This is a genomic window from Candidatus Thiodiazotropha sp. LNASS1, assembly GCF_964212655.1.
GTDB lineage: Bacteria > Pseudomonadota > Gammaproteobacteria > Chromatiales > Chromatiaceae > Thiodiazotropha.
In genome coordinates this window covers 3,236,103-3,252,456 of sequence record NZ_OZ156465.1, presented here as the reverse complement: position 1 = coordinate 3,252,456, position 16,354 = coordinate 3,236,103, and the positions used below count along the sequence as shown (strand labels likewise).

The window sequence follows — 16,354 nt, the reverse complement described above, 5'->3', positions numbered from 1 at the left end:
TCCCGCCAGAATGCTAAAACTTGTCACTGCAAGCTTCCAGGATCAATCCTGGAATCCATTAGAAATCAAGGGGATGCATTACCCCCACAAAACCATCTCTACATAGAAAAATCTTCGCCAAGATAGACACTTCTCACCTCATCATTCTGAAGAATCTCATTCGTGGAGCCCTCAGCCAGCACTTGACCGCTATTGATGATATAGGCCCGATCACAGATATCCAGTGTCTCTCTAACATTATGATCCGTAATCAGAACGCCTATCTGCAGGGCCTTGAGATGTTGAATGATCTTTTTGATATCGATGACAGCAATAGGGTCGACACCGGCGAAAGGCTCATCCAATAGAATAAAGCGCGGCTGGACGGAGAGGGCTCTGGCAATCTCCAGACGCCTGCGCTCACCCCCCGAGAGGCTCATTGCCAGATTGTCCCGCAAGTGATCGATACCGAATTCCCGCAACAGCTGGTCACACATTTCACGGCGCTTGCCGGCATCCAGAACCTCCACTGTCTCCAGAATCGCAAGAATGTTCTGCTCAACCGTAAGCCGTCGAAATACCGATGGCTCCTGCGCCAGATAGCCAATACCGCTGCGCGCTCGCATATGCATAGCCCGATCGGTCAGAACCTCCCCATTGAGAAGTATCTCGCCATGATCCACCGGGATCAGACCGACGATCATATAAAAACTGGTGGTCTTACCGGCCCCATTGGGCCCCAGTAACCCGACCACTTCACCGCTGTTCACGCTAAGTGAGACGCCGTCCACAACATTGCGCTTACCATACTGCTTTTGAAGCGCCTTGGCCTGTAGCTGACTCATGGCTGCTTGTTTGGCTCGATGACAACCTGCACGCGTTGCTTACCTTGCGCGCTTGTACCCGCCTTGACCATTGCCTTGGCGCGATTGTAGATAATCCGGTCGTTGCGAAAACGGTTGCCACCCTGCTCAAGCGATGCATCATCGATCAACAGCAATTCATCACGCTCCGCGTTGATCTCCACACGCCGGGCTTCGCCATGAACCTCCTCATCCCCTTTCTCCGTCAACTGACGAAAGCGAACGGGACTCCCTTCACTGATGACCTTCTCCGTTTTGCCCTGGCGACGATGGATCCACAGCCGATCGGCCCAAATCCTCAGACTGCCCTGGGTGATCTCGACACTTCCCTCATATAACACCACACCGGATGCCTCATCGACGGAAAGGCTGTCCGCTTCCAGATGCATGGGTTGATCCTTGTCACTTTCCAACGCATGCCCCGGCGCCCAAATGATCAGCAGCAACACCAGACAGGTCACAACGTATTTCATTCTATTGGAATTCATAATAGCCTCGCACCTCATGCAGCAGTTTGAGCCGTAGCGGTCCCTTCAGCCAGGCCTCCATACCTGTTGCGGTCATCCATTGGTCATCGCTCTCGATGCGTACCGGGCCATCGGTTGTAGCAAATGAATCTTCAAAGTGCAGCGTCAAATCCTGCGTGACAATATGCAACGGCGCAGTGTCCGCGCCGCTAGGACGATCGATAACCACACCCCCGGCAAGATGGAGACTCTCTTCACTGCGTCTGATCAGACCATCCTGCGCCCGCATCTGCAAAGGGGGGCTCTGTTGGTTGTAATGCCAGAGAACCGGTTGTTGCAGTTCGGTAATCCCGGTTTTTTCAAAATGCCTCATCCCCCGAGACTGCAATCGCTGTTTGAGTGCACCCTGTTCATCGTAGGTTTGCACAACCAACTCCTCGGCGTAAGAATCGGGATCGTGTCTAACACCCGGCGTTCGGGCCTCCTCCGGCTGCATCAACCTATTCATCCACCAGCCCAGGCTCAGCAGCGCCGCACCTATAAAAAAGAGACCGATTAATTGACGCTTCAAAGATAGCTGTCCAACTCAGTCTTAAGATTACCCTGGGCCTCGAGCACCATCTCGCAAACATCTCTGGCGGCGCCACGCCCACCGTTGTGGCGTGTCTGCCAGTGAGCATGCTGGAGAACAAAGGGATGGGCGTCATTCACGGCGATGGCCAATCCGACACGCCGCATGATGGGCAGATCGACGACGTCATCACCCACATAGGCTACCTGGTCATCCGAAAGGCCCAGTTTATTGCGCAACTCCTCATAGGCCGGCAGTTTGTCCAACTTACCCTGATAGACATGCTCGATACCCAGACTCTCCATACGGATACGCACGACCTCAGAGCTTCGTCCGGTGATAATGCCGATTACCACACCCGATTTCTGCAACATCTTCATACCGTGACCATCCCTGGAGTTGAACGACTTATACTCCTGACCGTCGTCACCAAGAAACAGACCACCATCGGTCAGCACACCATCGACATCAAAAATGACCAGTTTCACACCACTGGCCTTGGCATGTATATCCTGCACTTTCTCTACCCCCCTACATCACACCGGCTCTAAGCAGATCATGCATATTGAATGCACCGATCAGTTGCTGTTTTTCATCAATAACCAGCAGGCCGTTAATCTTTTTCTCGTCCATCATCTGCAAGGCTTCTGCTGCCAACGTCTCAGGTGATACTGTCAGGCAGTCGCTGGTCATGACCTCACTCACCTTGACATGGTGTATATCGATAGGCTTGTTCAAGGTACGCCGCAGATCGCCATCGGTATAGACTCCGGCCACTCCACCCTCCGGATCCACTATCGCGGTCATACCCAGGCCTTTGGCCGACATCACTTCCAACGCCTCATGCAATGTGGCATCGAGACCTACCGACGGCAAAGACCCGTCCGCATGCATTATATCACTGACCCGCAAAAGCAACCGCCTTCCCAGGGTGCCTCCCGGATGAGAGAGGGCGAAATCCTTGGCGGTAAAACCCCGTGCCTGCAGCAATGCAACCGCCATCGCATCACCCATCACCAATGCCGCAGTCGTGCTTGATGTCGGGGCCAAGCCCAGGGGGCAGGCCTCCTTCTGAACGCTGACATCGATATGTACCTCGGATTCTCTTGCCAGCGTCGACTCAGGTTTTCCGGTCATGGCGATCAAGGGCGCACCCAGTCGCTTAAGCAGGGGCAGGATGACCAGTAACTCGCCGGTCTCCCCTGAGTTGGACAGCGCCAGGACCACATCCTGAGGAGTTATCATACCGAGATCACCGTGGCTGGCCTCACCCGGATGAACAAAAAAGGCCGGGCTGCCGGTACTGGCCAGGGTCGCAGCGATCTTATTGCCGATATGACCCGATTTGCCCATTCCGATAACGACAATCCTGCCCTGGCAATGGAGAAGATAACTGCATGCCAGGGCAAATTCATCGCCCAACCTGGGGATCAGCGATTGGACTGCATCAGCCTCAGTTTCGATCACAGCCCTGCCCAGATCGATCATCCGAATCATCTCTTCTTTAGTTGGACTTGTGGCTTTGGTCATTAGACAACTCACTCACATAAGGTTTGAAACATCCATAGATCAGGCATTCACCAGTGACACAAAGAGCAGAGACTGATAGCCAATGAAACAGAGCAGCAGGAGTAATCCCTCCAGACGGTTGATACGCCCCTGTTTACCCAGACCGTGCCCCATAAAGAAGAGGAACATGGTAAGCACCATCATCACCGGAAGATCACGCTCCATGACCTCAGGTGAATAGGCTCCTGGTGCCACCAAGCCCGGGATACTCAGTACCGCCAGCAGATTATAGAGATTGGAACCGATGACATTGCCGATGGCGAGGTCATCCTCCCCTTTCAGAGCGCTGGTGATACTGGCAGCCAACTCAGGCAGGCTGGTGCCGATGGCAACGATGGTCAAACCGATAATGACATCACTGACGCCCAGCGCAGATGCCACATTCGAGGCACCCCAAACAAGCAGTCGGGAACTCAAAAGCAGAAATATCAAGCCGCCCAAAAGCAGGACAATCGCCTTTTGGGTAGGTATATCGTGCGGAATCTCTGCATCAAACTCTCCGGCGATTGGGTCTGCAGCCCCGGTCTTGGCGGTATAGATCATCCATCCCAGCACTGCCACCAGGGTCACGACCAGGATTACCCCATCGAACTGATTCAGTTCACCATCCCACATCAAAAGAAAAGCCATCGCCGAGACCGCTAGCAGTAACGGATACTCACGTTTCAAGACACTGGAGTGGACGGAAAGGGGGATCAACAGGGCAGTGAAACCGAGTATCAGCCCGATGTTGGCAATATTGGAGCCGATGGCATTGCCGATAGCCAGGCCCGGGTTGCCGTTGAAGGACGCCATGGTAGAAACCAGCACTTCTGGCGCTGAAGTGCCAAAACCGACAACAGTGAGCCCTATCAGCATGGGTGAGACACCCAGATTATCTGCCAGGGCAGCCGCCCCACTGATAAACCGGTCGGCACTCCAAACGAGTACAACCAAGCCGACAAGTATCGCAACACTGAAAAGAAACATAAAATATTTATTTAATATTCAATATGATACAAAAGCCAGGGGCTGAATGAATGTATCTCTTGACTGTCATTAGCTGGCTATTGATCGGCTACTGGGGAGCTGAGGGAAAAGATAATAACAGAAAGACACAGCGATTGGCTTGACAAGAATCTTAGTATATTAGATAATTCATACATACTGATGCATTGAGCGTCAGTATTCCTCCTTTGGTGGTAAATATAGATTCAGCGCGACATCCCCCTGTCGCGCTTTTTTTTGCCACACGCCCGGTCATCGTCGAGAACCGACACGCCTTCGACTCAGGCCTAAATATCATGGATTAGGTCTTGTCTCCCATTCCTGGATCATGTAATATCCGCCGTCTTTTTCAAGGCATTTTTAGTTCTCCATCGGAGCGACATCGGATGACTACTGTAAGCGCGAAGCCGGCAGAGGTACGCCGCAATTGGTATCTCGTGGATGCAACAGACAAGACCCTGGGTCGTCTGTCCACGGAAATTGCCCGTCACCTGCGCGGTAAACATAAACCGGAATATACACCTCACGTCGATACCGGCGACTACATCGTCGTTGTCAACGCCGAAAAGATCCGTGTAACCGGTAACAAGCTGAGCGACAAGATGTACCATCATCACACCGGTTTCATCGGCAATCTGAAATCCATCAATCTGGAGAAGTTGCTGCAGAAGGCCCCGGAACGCGCCATAGAACACGCGGTCAAGGGCATGATGCCGAAAAACCCGCTGGGCCGCGCCATGTTGAAAAAACTGCGTGTCTTCGCCGGTCCCGAGCACACCCATCAGGCCCAGCAGCCCCAGCCGCTGGACATCTGAGCATTTAAATTAGAGTAACGAACATGGCAGACAAGCATATCACCACAGGACGCCGTAAAAGTTCAACCGCCCGCGTCTTCCTGACCGCAGGCAGCGGCAATATCGTGGTCAACAACCGTCCCCTTGACGAGTACTTCGGCCGGGAGACAGCCCGCATGGTGGTTCGCCAACCACTGGATGCCACCGAAACCCGTGACAAGGTCGATATCAAAGTGACGGTCAACGGCGGCGGCACCACCGGCCAGGCAGGCGCCATTCGCCACGGCATCTCGCGCGCCCTGGACGCCTACGACGAGTCCCTGCACGGCACTCTGCGCAGAGCCGGCTTCCTGACCCGCGACGCCCGCGCCGTGGAACGTAAGAAGGTCGGTCTGCACAAGGCCCGCAAGCGTCCTCAATACTCCAAACGCTAAGCCTGGCTCTCACGAGCCTGCAACTGGGGATTCGTCTAACGGCAGGACACCGGACTCTGACTCCGTATGTGGAGGTTCGAATCCTCCATCCCCAGCCAACAGCATATTAAAGCCCACACTATGTGGGTTTTTTTAATGTCACTACAAAGCTGCCCGGATGGAGGATTAGAACCGATAAGAGGTTCGACGTCTGAGCAACGTGAAGACGAACAGCACAAGCTGGCCCCGTAGGGGTGAGGCCCAACGGGCCGAATAATCCTCCATCCCCAGCCAATACAGAACCCGCCATGTGCGGGTTTTTTGGTGCCTGTAACAGAATCCTCTAGATGGAGGATGAGAAGCTCCACCGAGGTTCACTATAAGGTTAGGTCAAGCTAACCCCATGAGCTTAATCACTCTATCACTCCCAACACAAACGGACAGATTAATCAGAATTATAGCGAAGAGCGTAAACCCGCCAGGATTCCCAATAATATATTCCCTTTCTTGCAGGGCGGATCAGCAAGGGCGCCCAGCAGGCAGTCACCATTGACCTGAACTGCTGGCGCCCTGATTTTGCAACCTAGCTCTTAGTAGAGATAAACAGCACCAGCGTAAGGACTTGTATCATCCTCCTGATTTGCACTGTCCCCCGAATTCTCGAATGGGGCGCCCACAACCAGTGTTGTTCCATCACTGGAGATGCTCAGGCTATCGCCGAACTCATCGTTTAATTCGGGACAGAATGAACAACCCGGCTGTGGCCATCCCGCATCCGTATTCGAGGCCTTGACATAGGAGTGCTGAAACCAGCCGGTGTCGCCGCGTGTAAACATGTAGACCGCACCTGGCGGAGAGGTCGCGCTATCGTCTGCCTGGTTGCGGTTGACGCCCTGACCGACAGAGTCTTCAAAAGCCGCACTCACGGCCAGGCTGTTCCCGTCCCCGGAAAGGGCCACTTTATTGCCAAACCCGTCATTCGGATCGGCATTCGATGCCTTGAAGTATGCGGTTTGCGTCCATACATTGGCCTGACGCTCAAACAGATAGGCCGCACCGGAGTTCTCCCTGCCATTGTTGGAGAAGCTGCCATTGACTCCGATCGCCGATGAATCCTCTTTCCAGACACCCACGGCCAGGGTACTGCCGTCTGCGGAGATTGACACGTCGTTGCCGAATTCATCCCCGCTGTCGGTTGCTGATGCCTTGAGGTAGGCCTGCTGCGTCCAGCTAACGCCGTCATAGGCGAATACATAGGCCGCACCGGCTCCCCGCGCGTCATTGTTTGTTTGATCGCCATTAATGCCGGTTGCGGATGAGTCTTCTCCCGGAGCGCCGACTGCAAGCGTCGAGCCGTTACCGGAGAGTTCCAGGGCGGCGCCGAACTCGTCCGGACCCTCGCCGCTGGTTACCTCGAGGGTCGCCTGCTGAGCCCAACCACTGCCACCCTGGTCGAACACGAAGACACCTCCACCGCTGACCGCCAGCCTCGTCCCGCTGCTGGAGAGTGATACCTGTTTACCGAAATTGGCGCCTGACACAGGTGCGGATGCCTTGATATAGGCCTGCTGGGCCCACGCCGAGCCGGAAAGGTTGAAGACATACACCGCTCCGGATCTTGACAAGGAGTTATCTGCCTGGTTGCCGTCGACGCCTGAAGCGGCCGAATCCTCGAATAGCGCACCGACGGCCAGTGTCTGTCCATCATCAGAGAGCGACACGGCAGAACCGAATTTGTCACCGGCTTCGGCGTTGGACGCCTTGATGTATGTCTGTTGACTCCAACTGTCGCCATCCCGACTAAACAGATAGACTGCGCCGGAACTCGTTGCCATTTCGGTATCGACGACCGGGTCACCATCAATCCCTGTCGCTGTGGAGTCCTCTTCAGGCGCGCCTATCGCCAGTGTTGAGCCATCACCGGAAATTGCGACACTACTGCCGAACTGATCCTCTGAACCGATGAATGAGGGCTTGAGATAGCCGATCGCATCGAGTATCAGCGAGAAAGCCGTGACAGGTGTCGAATCGGCGCAATCCTCACTGGCGCTGCAGGCCTGAACCATGTAGCTGGCATTCACCCAGTCGGTCAGATGGACAGAGATCACCGCGTCCACAGTGGTTGCCGTGATGTTGTCACCCACTTGGCTGAAGCCGGAGATCCCATCCGGATTGTACAGCAACCGGTAGTGATCAACCCCCACGTCGTTCCAGCTGAAGCGCAACAGCTTGGGCCCCGCCACGCTGACACTCGCGGTGAGATCCGCGTCGGGCGGACAGCTGATCTGAACGTCGGTTACAGTGGCCCCGTTAAGCGTTCCAGTCCCATTCACCACTGTACACGTCTGGCCAGTGGGTTGGGTGGCAATCGTCACTGTATAGGTATTGCCATCTTCCAGTTGGGTGGTAAAACTGAATTCGCCACTGGCCGTGATCGTAAGATCGTCACCGCCGTTGTTTTGCAACACCAGGCCATCACCCGCCAGACCACTGACGCTGCCGCCAATGCTAAAGAATCCGGTATTGTCGGTACAGGTGATGGTGATGTTGGTGACATCAGCAGCGGCAACCGTACCGCTGCCATCAGCCACCGCACAGCTTTGGTCGGCGGGTTGGGTAGCGATGCTTACCGCGTATGTGCTGCCGTCGCTCAGCTCAACGGTAAAACTGAAACTGCCGTCACTGTTTGGCGATAGATCATCACCGCCGTTATTCCGCAATACCAGTCCGCTGCCCGTTAGCCCCGTAATGGTGCCGCTTATTGTATAGGTGGTTCCAGTCGTGTCTCCATCACTGCTACCGCCACCACCGCCGCCGCAGGCGGTAAGCAACAACAGTTGCATTAAAATCACTGCTTTGGCCACCCATATCAGATATCGATTCATACCAGGTTCCTGTATCCGTTTTAACTGTACGGTCTTGACGATAAGACCATATATTGCATCGTCAACTATCTCAGTAACTTGATACGTTTTCTACGATAGGTGGGTGGTAAATGATCTGAATAGTGGTGCCATCGGGATCGAAACAGTAAAAACTGCGAGCTCCGTCACGGTGTGTGCGCGGCGCATTGCGCATCCTCACCCCGGCCGCCAGAAGATAGTCGTACCAGGCATCCACCTGATCGGGATCGGAGAGGAAGAAACCGATGTGGTCGAGGCGTTGTGCAGCCTCGTCCAGATACTCCGCCGCTGTCTTGTGCAGGGCAAGGTTGTCCGATCCCGATGTAAGATAGAGATTGTCCTGGTCCGGCCGCCATTCGACCTCCATTCCCAGCAGCTCGACGTAGAAGTGCTCGCTGGCGGCCATGTCCCTGATATTCAGGGCGACATGGCGCATGCCGAGATGTTGCGACGGCTGTTTCATGAGAGTACCTCGTTCAGGGCCTGTTCCCAGGTCTCCCGGTCGCAGGCGCGTTGCACCACCAACGGCAGGGCCACTGCACCATGGGCCAGTAACTCTTCGTGTAACGAACGGAGAGTGGACCCCGGCCTTTGCTCGAGCTGTCGCTGGCAGAGATGTTCAATCAATTCGGCCCCCAACAGGGCCATGAAGGCGTCCGTCGGGCGCCTTGAGATCGCCGTCAGGCTGACTTCCGCCCAGCAGGGTATGTCCGAAAGCCGTTTCAGCCGTTCCAGAGCCTGACGGCTATTGATCTCACCGGCATGAAACTCCAGGTCTATCGTTGCCTGTTCGGCCAGGGCCAGACGTCTCTGATAGAGCGACAGACGATCATTTTCGGTAAAGTAACCGCGCTCCTCCAGGATTCGGCTCATGTAGTGGGCCCACCCCCTTTTGAAAGCGGCGGAGGGGTTGATCTGACGCACCAGACTGTGTGCCGAGACCCCACCGGCCCAAGCCAGATAGTGGCGCCCCGCCCAACTGCTGTAGAGATTGCGCATTCGAATGGCGGAACGGCTCTCACCACCCCCGACCTGCTGATCATGGGGTATCAGAAAGACCCCTCCCTGCTGCGTGCGCAGATAGCTGCCGCAATCAGGTTGCCTGAAGCAGCTGTCGGTAATGCGGAATGCCAGAGGCTGTGGGGAGTCGGGCAGGATTTCGAGCCGCTGCAGGAATGACCTTAGACCAGCCGCCTCCTCCCGATAGGCCTGCAATCTGTAGTCACCGTTGAGCTGCTTGCCGTTGTCCTGTTTTACAGCCTGCAGCGATATCCCCTGCCGTTCCAGCTCTTCGTAGGTCTGGTGCAATCGCCTGCGGGCATAGGCCAGGGCATCTTCTACCGGGATATCGATCTGATCGCGGTGACGCAACAGCCAGGCGAGCAGTTCCTTTCCGCAATCGGCGGTTCCCGAGGCTGACGGGGTCAGATCTTTGATCATCGCCAGCTTGAAATCATCCACGGCTTCCGCTGCCTGGCTGCTGAGGGACTGCAAACGTCCCTTGTCGGCACAGCATTCATGGGTCTGCGGAAGATCCCTGCCAAGCCGTTTCAGCCAGGGCACGCCCTTCTCCGCTGTCTCCAGGGCATCGGCCAGCCACAGAGTGGAGACCAGTCCCGGAAGCTCTCCCAGCCGCCCTCTGGCATCCCGCAGGTAGTTGGGGGTCTTCTCCAATACTCCCATCAGGGCTTCGCACAACTTCTCCGGCTGGCGCACTACCAGCTCCTGGAGCAGATGCAATGGGAGATAGCGGGCGGGATCCCGATGGCGCCAGTCGTGCTCGAGCAGCAAACGGTGCTCAACCATTGCGGTACCGTAGATCAGCTGCAGATCAAGCTGACGATCAGCATCCAGGGCATCATAGTCCAGTTCCTTGAGGCTCACCAGGAGATTACTGATCAGGCTTGCCAGCGCCCCCATATCGTCGTCCCCATCGGCTGCCAGCAGCCCCTCGTAGCCCGGCACCGATGCATAGACAGCCGCCACCGGATGAAAACGGAACCACACCCTGTAGTAGTCTGCGATCAGACTGTCAAAGGCGGCGGCCTCATTGCTCATCGCGGATCTCATAGTCGTGGGTGATCTCAGCGCTCTTTCCAAGCATCAGGGATGCGGAACAGTATTTCTCAGCACTTAGCGAGATGGCGCGGGCCACGTGTTTTTCGCTAAGTCCCTTGCCGGAAACGATGAAATGGGCATGGATTCGGGTGAATACCTTGGGATCCTGCTGTGCCCGCTCTGCTTCGAGCTCCACCACGCAACGGGTCACCTGTTGGCGGGATTTACGTAAAATCGACAACACATCGAATTCGGTACACCCCCCCATGCCAAGCAGCAGCATTTCCATCGGCCTGACGCCCAGATTGCGGCCACCATGCTCTGGCGGACCGTCCATCACAATCCCATGACCACTCCCGGACTCCCCCATCATCACAGAATCCTCCACCCATACGACCCGTGCTTTCATCAGCTGCTCCAGTTATCCACCCCGAAGCCAGCGAAGATGTGACACCGGGGATAGATGATTAGTATGAATTGCGTTAAATTAATGAACTATTGTTTTTGTTAAACTATGCGTCTATTGAATATACTGAAGGTTGTACATTCGACAAGTTGAAAAGGGTTGCTAAACTAGATCCTAAACTCTTTTTAGAGACGACGACAATAAAACTACGGAAGAGGGCTCAGATTTTACTGCGATGAAGATCACCTGAACCTGCCGACAGGCAGATAGCTGGATCATTCTGCAGGCTGATCTCTCCCCACAACAGCTAAGAGTCCCAAGATCATGACGATCATAAAACCGCCACCGCAGGAACCTGAGTATCTTCAGCGATTCCTCTCCTTTTGTCATCGCCGACGTTACCCCAAGAATACCGAGATTATTCATATCGGTGATCCGGCGGATATCCTCTATTACATCACGGAAGGCTCGGTAGCTGTCTACATCGAAGATGAAGACGGTCGGGAGATTATCCTCACCTACCTCAACAAAGGACAATTTGTCGGCGAGATGGGTCTTTTCATCCCCGAACCCAAGCGTAGTGTGATGGTTCGCACGCGAACATCCTGTCAGATAGCGGAGATCAGCTATCAGCGACTGGAACAGCTCTTCAACCACGATCTCAAGGATTATACCAAAGACATCCTGTATGCCATGGGGGCGCAGCTGTCACAGCGTCTCAATCAGACCAGCAACAAGGTCGGGCATCTGGCCTTTTTCGATGTGACCGGTCGTATCGCCAGAACGCTGCTCGATCTGTGCAAGGAGCCGGACGCTATGACCCATCCCGACGGTATGCAGATCCGTATTACCCGTCAGGAGATCGGCCGTATTGTCGGCTGTTCCCGTGAGATGGCAGGCAGGGTACTGAAGAACCTGGAAGAGCAGGGGCTGATCAGCGTAAAGGGCAAGACCATCGTCGTCTTCGGCACCCGCTGAACACGGGTTCCACAAATCCCCCGGCTGCCCAAGTACCCGCTGCCGGGGCGGCGGATGCCGCATACCAATCCCGACCCGCGCGCCTCATTCAGCATTTCCGGCGACAGTCCGATGTCGCGGACAACTGAGCAGATGATCGTTCACCATCCCCACTGCCTGCATAAAGGCATAGCAGATCGTGCTGCCGACAAAGCGAAATCCGCGTCGTTTGAGCTCCTTACTCATCGTATCGGATAGAGGTGTGGAAGCCGGCACCTGCTGCAGGCTGCGCCAGTGGTTGTGGATCGGCTCACCATCCACGAATGACCAGAGCAGCCTGGCCAATCCCTCCCCCGACTCCAGTTCCAACACGGCTCTGGCATTATCGATCGTCGAAGCCACTTTGAGCCGGTTACGCACGATACCTGGATCAGCGAGTAACCTCGCCACGTCTCCGTCGTCATAGCGAGCAATCCGCTCCACGTCAAAATCATGAAAGGCGCGACGATAGCCCTCACGCTTACGCAGGATGGTCAACCAGGAGAGGCCGGCCTGGGCCCCCTCCAAAACAAGCATTTCGAAAAGGTGGCGCGGATCATGGGAGGGGACACCCCACTCCACATCGTGATATTGCATATATTCTTCATTCCCCAGACACCATGGACACCGTTTATCGCCACTCATTCCTCTTCTCCGGCATCAGGTCCTATCCAGAAGTGGGGCACATAGGCCACTTCCCACAGGAAACCGTCCGGATCGGCAAAGTAACCGGAGTATCCGCCCCAAAAGGTCTCCTGGGCCGGTTTCACCAACCGCGCACCGACGCTCAATGCCTCTGACATTACCCTATCCACCGCCTCCCGGCTGGTTACATTGTGCGCCAGGGTGAAACCGGGAAAACCGGAACCCTGGCCGGAAACATTGGCATCATCCGCCAGGGCCTGTTTCGGATAGAGCGCCAACCAACTACCCTGCAGCTGAAAAAAGGCAACCTCTTGGCTGTCAAAATCGAAGCGTGTTAAACCGAGGGCCTCATAGAACCCGATGGATTGTTTCAGGGCCTTTACCCCCAGAGTGATGAGATTGATTCTTGGTTCCATAGTCACACTACTCCCGGTCGGTGGTTGTCCAGTGAAACCATGTTACTCCACGGCTACTGACACCATTGTGTCAGTATTGCCCATACCATCCGCTCTTCAGTTCGGTGAATTGTTTATCACCGGTTAGTGATTATTCATAGTTGGGCGCTGACAAAGGTGACTGGCTTGGACCTAACTATAACAAACCATGTCATGTCATCAGGACACCAAGCAGAAACTATACATATGTTGCAACCGGATAGATGACAAACAGCGAAGCGCTTGTCCACCTGATGACATGCCAGGAGGCATCCCAGTCTCTCTATTGCGGCGGATCGAGCAACTGGCTGACAGCCATATGGCGATCGACAACAGAGATGAGGCAGTCTCTACACTGGATAAAACCGTCAAACAGAAGAAAAGGGAGAAATCGGCCGAATCTGTTATCGATGATTTGGAAGATAGATTGAAAGCCGTTAAACGGCGTAAGCGGTAACCGGCGGGAAGGTCTCCTGAGCCGGCTTTACCCGCCGCGCCCAGGTCTTGGCGGTCTTCCCGTGGCCTGAGTGTTCCCGGAGCCGCACTCAGGCATCAGCGGTGGCACCCACGACCAGGAGAAAATCGTTCAGTGTGCGTCTCTCCTCGGGGTTAAAACGGGTACCCGTCTGTAAAATGTCATCTATCCGGTCGAGTCGAAAATGGCGAAACGCACCACGCAGCTCACACCAGGCACCCAAGGTCCATTTCTCACCCCAGTAGAAGAGACAAAGGGGCCAGACAATACGTTCGGATTTAACACCATCCACCCTTTGGTATCCCATCTTTACTTTGCATTTAACAGCAATGGCCTGGCGCAATATCGCGACATGCTCACGCACCCTTTCGGACAGATGTATGTCTGGCACCAGCATGGCCTCATCTTCGAGCACCGGACGCAACCGTTGCGGTACTATTCTTTCAATCTTGCGTCGCACCCGAGCCGCCGCCCCGGCCAGATCACGATCCGACCAGGCCTGCGCCATACGGATACCGAGCAACAGGGCACTCAGCTCCTCGTCATCGAACATCAAGGGCGGCAAGCGAAATCCCTCGCATAGGCGATAGCCGGCACCTGCCGTGCCCTCGATGGGGACACCGGACGCCGACAGGGCATCGATATCGCGATAGATGGTACGTTGTGATACCTCGAGCATGCGGGCTAGCTCCCGGGCGGTAAGATAGCATTTCGTATCCAGCTCCTGGCTGATGCGAAAGAGGCGGTCGGCGCGACGCATCAGGCAAAGAGTTGAGCCAGCTTCGCCCCCGGATCTTCGGCCCGCATTAAGGCCTCGCCCACCAGAAAGGCGTTTACCTGATGGCTGCGCATCAGGGCAACATCCTCGACTGTCAGAATGCCACTCTCTGTCACCACGATCCTGTCGGGTGGAAGCATGGGCAGCAGCGCCAAAGTGGTGTCGAGACTGACATCGAAGGTCCGAAGATTGCGGTTGTTGATGCCGATCAGACGGTTGTCCACCCGCAAGGCCCGCTGCAACTCCTCGCCATCATGGACCTCGATCAAGACATCCATGCCCAACTGGTGGGCCAGATCATTCAATCCGTTGAGCTGCCGGTCATCGAGACAGGCGGCGATCAATAGAATACAGTCTGCACCGATCGCCCTCGCCTCATAGACCTGATAGGGATCGATAATAAAATCCTTACGGATAACAGGCAGATTGCAGGCGGCCCGCGCCTGTTGCAGATATTGATCGCTACCTTGAAAGAAGTCGATGTCGGTCAATACAGAGAGGCAGGCAGCCCCGCCTTGAGCATAGCTCTGAGCGATCTGCGCAGGCTCAAAATACTCTCTCAACACACCCTTGCTGGGTGACGCCTTCTTGATCTCGGCGATCACACCCGACTCGCCTGCCGCCAGTTTGCCTACAATCGCATCCGCAAAGCCGCGCGGTTCAGTAGCCTGAGATAGCTGCGTCTCCAGCTCGGCGATGGATCGTAGCGATGCCCTTTCACTGATCTCCTGCCGTTTGCGCCGGGTGATCTTCAACAGAATATCGGGAGTGCCGGTCATGATCACTCAAAGCTCTGGGTCAGTACCACCAGGCGATCGAGACGGTTGCGGGCCTCACCGCTGGTAATGGCGTGATTGGCCTTCTCGATACCCGCTTGCAGATTCTCAGCCAGGCCGGCGGTATAGATAGCGGCCCCGGCATTGAACACCACGATATCCCGCGCCGGTCCGGGGCTGTCTTCCAGCACCCCGCGGATCATGGCCAGGCTCCCCGCAGCGTCGGTGACCCGAATGGCATCCAGCGAACTGCGCTGCAGACCGAATTGCTCGGGTTGGATGGTAAAACGCCTGATCTGGCCATCTTTCAACTCCGCCACATCGGTGACATCCCCGATACTGATCTCATCCAGGCCGTCATGGGAGTGAACCACCATGACATGCCGACTTCCCAGTCGCTGTAACACCTCCGCCAGGGGTTCAAGCAAGTCGCTGTCGAAAACGCCAAGCAGCTGATTCGGTACCCCCGCGGGATTGGTGAGTGGTCCCAGTACATTGAAGATGGTGCGCACACCCATCTCCTTGCGCGGACCGATGGCGTGCTTCATCGCGCTGTGATGGCCGGGGGCGAACATGAAGCCAACCCCCACTTCACGCACGCACTGTTCCACCTGTTGGGGCGACAGGTCGAGCCTGACGCCTGCGGCCTCAAGCGCATCGGCGCTGCCCGACTTGGAAGAGACCGAACGGTTTCCATGTTTTGCCACATGACAGCCGGCGGCCGCGGCAACAAACATGCAGGCCGTCGAGACATTGAAGGTGCCCGAAGCGTCACCGCCCGTACCGACGATATCTACCGTATTCGAAAGATCAGCAATGGAGACACCGGAGGCCAGCTCACGCATCACCGAAGCGGCAGCGGCGATTTCGCTGACAGTCTCCTCTTTCATGCGCAGGCCGACAAGAAATCCTCCGATCTGGGCCGGGGTGGCATTACCGGTCATGATGTTGCGCATCACGGCAGTCATCTCATCGGCGGCGAGGTCCTGGCGGGCCAGCACTTTTTTTATTGCTTGCTGCATTTCCACGGATCGTCTCCTCTAGGGCCTGTTATCCGGAACCAAGGCATTTTAATAGGATTTCGACTTTAATGAAATCGATAGCCTTGTTGATAATCCACCTCAATACAATCACCAAAGAGATAATTAAGGCGCCCGCCCAGAATGTACTTTTTATAAATTTAATGAGGCAACATTCAGAGAACAACCCAATGCCGGCAACGCATGCCGCGCGAGGTAAC

19 protein-coding genes, 1 tRNA gene and 1 other RNA gene are annotated in these 16,354 nt (G+C 55.4%); 6 read left to right on the top strand and 15 right to left on the bottom strand.

Features of this window, described 5'->3' with window-relative positions; translation table 11 throughout:
* Positions 1-98: 98 nt before the first annotated feature.
* Genes lptB through AB8516_RS14275 form a run of 6 tightly spaced genes read right to left on the bottom strand, consistent with a single transcriptional unit; the run spans position 99 to position 4,418 of the window.
* Complete coding sequence (gene lptB / locus AB8516_RS14300; RefSeq protein WP_369161662.1) at positions 99-824, bottom strand: LPS export ABC transporter ATP-binding protein; 726 nt, start codon at positions 822-824, stop codon at positions 99-101.
* Positions 821-1,315, bottom strand: coding sequence for a lipopolysaccharide transport periplasmic protein LptA (lptA, locus tag AB8516_RS14295; protein ID WP_369161659.1), 495 nt, complete (start codon positions 1,313-1,315; stop codon positions 821-823). Before lptA ends, lptB begins: the two co-directional genes overlap by 4 nt.
* Position 1,316: 1 nt before the next feature.
* Entirely contained in the window at positions 1,317-1,880 is a 564-nt protein-coding gene (lptC, locus tag AB8516_RS14290; protein WP_369161657.1) for an LPS export ABC transporter periplasmic protein LptC, read from the bottom strand.
* Positions 1,877-2,398, bottom strand: a complete 522-nt coding sequence (kdsC, locus tag AB8516_RS14285) for a 3-deoxy-manno-octulosonate-8-phosphatase KdsC (protein WP_069123743.1) — start codon at positions 2,396-2,398, stop codon at positions 1,877-1,879. The genes lptC and kdsC overlap by 4 nt, the downstream gene beginning before the upstream one ends.
* Positions 2,399-2,411: 13 nt before the next feature.
* Positions 2,412-3,410 (bottom strand): KpsF/GutQ family sugar-phosphate isomerase, encoded by a 999-nt coding sequence (locus AB8516_RS14280; RefSeq protein ID WP_369161653.1) that lies wholly within the window; start codon positions 3,408-3,410, stop codon positions 2,412-2,414.
* 39 nt (positions 3,411-3,449) lie between these two features.
* On the bottom strand, positions 3,450-4,418 hold the full coding sequence (locus AB8516_RS14275) for a calcium/sodium antiporter (RefSeq protein ID WP_369161651.1): 969 nt from the start codon (positions 4,416-4,418) through the stop codon (positions 3,450-3,452).
* 404 nt (positions 4,419-4,822) lie between these two features.
* Between AB8516_RS14275 and rplM the strand changes: the two genes are divergently transcribed.
* The 4 genes from rplM to AB8516_RS14255 all read left to right on the top strand — a co-directional run bounded on the left by rplM (position 4,823) and on the right by AB8516_RS14255 (position 5,937).
* Positions 4,823-5,251: a 50S ribosomal protein L13 gene (gene rplM / locus AB8516_RS14270; RefSeq protein WP_069123733.1), complete on the top strand. Its 429-nt coding sequence runs from the start codon at positions 4,823-4,825 to the stop codon at positions 5,249-5,251.
* A gap of 23 nt (positions 5,252-5,274) precedes the next feature.
* Complete coding sequence (gene rpsI / locus AB8516_RS14265; RefSeq protein ID WP_069123729.1) at positions 5,275-5,664, top strand: 30S ribosomal protein S9; 390 nt, start codon at positions 5,275-5,277, stop codon at positions 5,662-5,664.
* A gap of 24 nt (positions 5,665-5,688) precedes the next feature.
* Positions 5,689-5,762, top strand: a tRNA-Gln gene (locus AB8516_RS14260).
* A 45-nt stretch (positions 5,763-5,807) separates the two neighbouring features.
* A non-coding RNA gene (locus AB8516_RS14255) (RtT sRNA) lies at positions 5,808-5,937 on the top strand.
* A gap of 296 nt (positions 5,938-6,233) precedes the next feature.
* Here the strand turns inward: AB8516_RS14255 and AB8516_RS14250 are convergent.
* The 4 genes from AB8516_RS14250 to AB8516_RS14235 all read right to left on the bottom strand — a co-directional run bounded on the left by AB8516_RS14250 (position 6,234) and on the right by AB8516_RS14235 (position 11,013).
* Positions 6,234-8,528, bottom strand: coding sequence for a hypothetical protein (locus tag AB8516_RS14250; protein ID WP_369161648.1), 2,295 nt, complete (start codon positions 8,526-8,528; stop codon positions 6,234-6,236).
* A gap of 70 nt (positions 8,529-8,598) precedes the next feature.
* Positions 8,599-9,009 (bottom strand): VOC family protein, encoded by a 411-nt coding sequence (locus tag AB8516_RS14245; RefSeq protein ID WP_108291413.1) that lies wholly within the window; start codon positions 9,007-9,009, stop codon positions 8,599-8,601.
* A complete protein-coding gene (locus AB8516_RS14240) occupies positions 9,006-10,604 on the bottom strand; it encodes a DUF885 family protein (RefSeq protein ID WP_369161646.1) in 1,599 nt (532 codons plus the stop codon). The genes AB8516_RS14245 and AB8516_RS14240 overlap by 4 nt, the downstream gene beginning before the upstream one ends.
* Positions 10,594-11,013: an OsmC family protein gene (locus tag AB8516_RS14235; RefSeq protein WP_369161644.1), complete on the bottom strand. Its 420-nt coding sequence runs from the start codon at positions 11,011-11,013 to the stop codon at positions 10,594-10,596. The genes AB8516_RS14240 and AB8516_RS14235 overlap by 11 nt, the downstream gene beginning before the upstream one ends.
* A 321-nt stretch (positions 11,014-11,334) precedes the next feature.
* Here AB8516_RS14235 and crp point away from each other — a divergent pair, with 321 nt between their 5' ends.
* Positions 11,335-11,988: a cAMP-activated global transcriptional regulator CRP gene (gene crp, locus AB8516_RS14230; RefSeq protein WP_069123708.1), complete on the top strand. Its 654-nt coding sequence runs from the start codon at positions 11,335-11,337 to the stop codon at positions 11,986-11,988.
* An 84-nt stretch (positions 11,989-12,072) separates the two neighbouring features.
* Here the strand turns inward: crp and AB8516_RS14225 are convergent, their stop codons facing one another.
* Both AB8516_RS14225 and AB8516_RS14220 read right to left on the bottom strand, forming a co-directional pair.
* A complete protein-coding gene (locus tag AB8516_RS14225; RefSeq protein ID WP_369161641.1) occupies positions 12,073-12,651 on the bottom strand; it encodes a DNA-3-methyladenine glycosylase I in 579 nt (192 codons plus the stop codon).
* Complete coding sequence (locus AB8516_RS14220; protein ID WP_369161639.1) at positions 12,648-13,067, bottom strand: VOC family protein; 420 nt, start codon at positions 13,065-13,067, stop codon at positions 12,648-12,650. The genes AB8516_RS14225 and AB8516_RS14220 overlap by 4 nt, the downstream gene beginning before the upstream one ends.
* A 277-nt stretch (positions 13,068-13,344) precedes the next feature.
* Here AB8516_RS14220 and AB8516_RS14215 point away from each other — a divergent pair, with 277 nt between their 5' ends.
* Positions 13,345-13,542, top strand: a complete 198-nt coding sequence (locus AB8516_RS14215; RefSeq protein ID WP_369161637.1) for a hypothetical protein — start codon at positions 13,345-13,347, stop codon at positions 13,540-13,542.
* Positions 13,543-13,630: 88 nt separating this feature from the next.
* Here the strand turns inward: AB8516_RS14215 and AB8516_RS14210 are convergent, their stop codons facing one another.
* Genes AB8516_RS14210 through trpD form a run of 3 tightly spaced genes read right to left on the bottom strand, consistent with a single transcriptional unit; the run spans position 13,631 to position 16,142 of the window.
* Entirely contained in the window at positions 13,631-14,320 is a 690-nt protein-coding gene (locus AB8516_RS14210) for a helix-turn-helix transcriptional regulator (protein WP_369161635.1), read from the bottom strand.
* Positions 14,320-15,117, bottom strand: coding sequence for an indole-3-glycerol phosphate synthase TrpC (trpC, locus tag AB8516_RS14205; protein ID WP_369161633.1), 798 nt, complete (start codon positions 15,115-15,117; stop codon positions 14,320-14,322). Before trpC ends, AB8516_RS14210 begins: the two co-directional genes overlap by 1 nt.
* Before the next feature lie 2 nt (positions 15,118-15,119).
* Positions 15,120-16,142, bottom strand: a complete 1,023-nt coding sequence (trpD, locus tag AB8516_RS14200) for an anthranilate phosphoribosyltransferase (RefSeq protein WP_369161631.1) — start codon at positions 16,140-16,142, stop codon at positions 15,120-15,122.
* Between the last annotated feature and the right edge of the window lie 212 nt (positions 16,143-16,354).

Coding starts and splice junctions, on each gene's coding strand:
- lptB (WP_369161662.1), bottom strand. CDS start 824: ATGAGTCAGCTACAGGCCAAGGCGCTTCAAAAGCAGTATGGTAAGCGC.
- AB8516_RS14215 (WP_369161637.1), top strand. CDS start 13,345: ATGCCAGGAGGCATCCCAGTCTCTCTATTGCGGCGGATCGAGCAACTG.
- rplM (WP_069123733.1), top strand. CDS start 4,823: ATGACTACTGTAAGCGCGAAGCCGGCAGAGGTACGCCGCAATTGGTAT.
- AB8516_RS14220 (WP_369161639.1), bottom strand. CDS start 13,067: ATGGAACCAAGAATCAATCTCATCACTCTGGGGGTAAAGGCCCTGAAA.
- AB8516_RS14225 (WP_369161641.1), bottom strand. CDS start 12,651: ATGAGTGGCGATAAACGGTGTCCATGGTGTCTGGGGAATGAAGAATAT.
- lptA (WP_369161659.1), bottom strand. CDS start 1,315: ATGAAATACGTTGTGACCTGTCTGGTGTTGCTGCTGATCATTTGGGCG.
- AB8516_RS14280 (WP_369161653.1), bottom strand. CDS start 3,410: ATGACCAAAGCCACAAGTCCAACTAAAGAAGAGATGATTCGGATGATC.
- AB8516_RS14240 (WP_369161646.1), bottom strand. CDS start 10,604: ATGAGCAATGAGGCCGCCGCCTTTGACAGTCTGATCGCAGACTACTAC.
- AB8516_RS14275 (WP_369161651.1), bottom strand. CDS start 4,418: ATGTTTCTTTTCAGTGTTGCGATACTTGTCGGCTTGGTTGTACTCGTT.
- AB8516_RS14210 (WP_369161635.1), bottom strand. CDS start 14,320: ATGCGTCGCGCCGACCGCCTCTTTCGCATCAGCCAGGAGCTGGATACG.
- AB8516_RS14245 (WP_108291413.1), bottom strand. CDS start 9,009: ATGAAACAGCCGTCGCAACATCTCGGCATGCGCCATGTCGCCCTGAAT.
- crp (WP_069123708.1), top strand. CDS start 11,335: ATGACGATCATAAAACCGCCACCGCAGGAACCTGAGTATCTTCAGCGA.
- AB8516_RS14250 (WP_369161648.1), bottom strand. CDS start 8,528: ATGAATCGATATCTGATATGGGTGGCCAAAGCAGTGATTTTAATGCAA.
- AB8516_RS14235 (WP_369161644.1), bottom strand. CDS start 11,013: ATGAAAGCACGGGTCGTATGGGTGGAGGATTCTGTGATGATGGGGGAG.
- trpC (WP_369161633.1), bottom strand. CDS start 15,117: ATGACCGGCACTCCCGATATTCTGTTGAAGATCACCCGGCGCAAACGG.
- rpsI (WP_069123729.1), top strand. CDS start 5,275: ATGGCAGACAAGCATATCACCACAGGACGCCGTAAAAGTTCAACCGCC.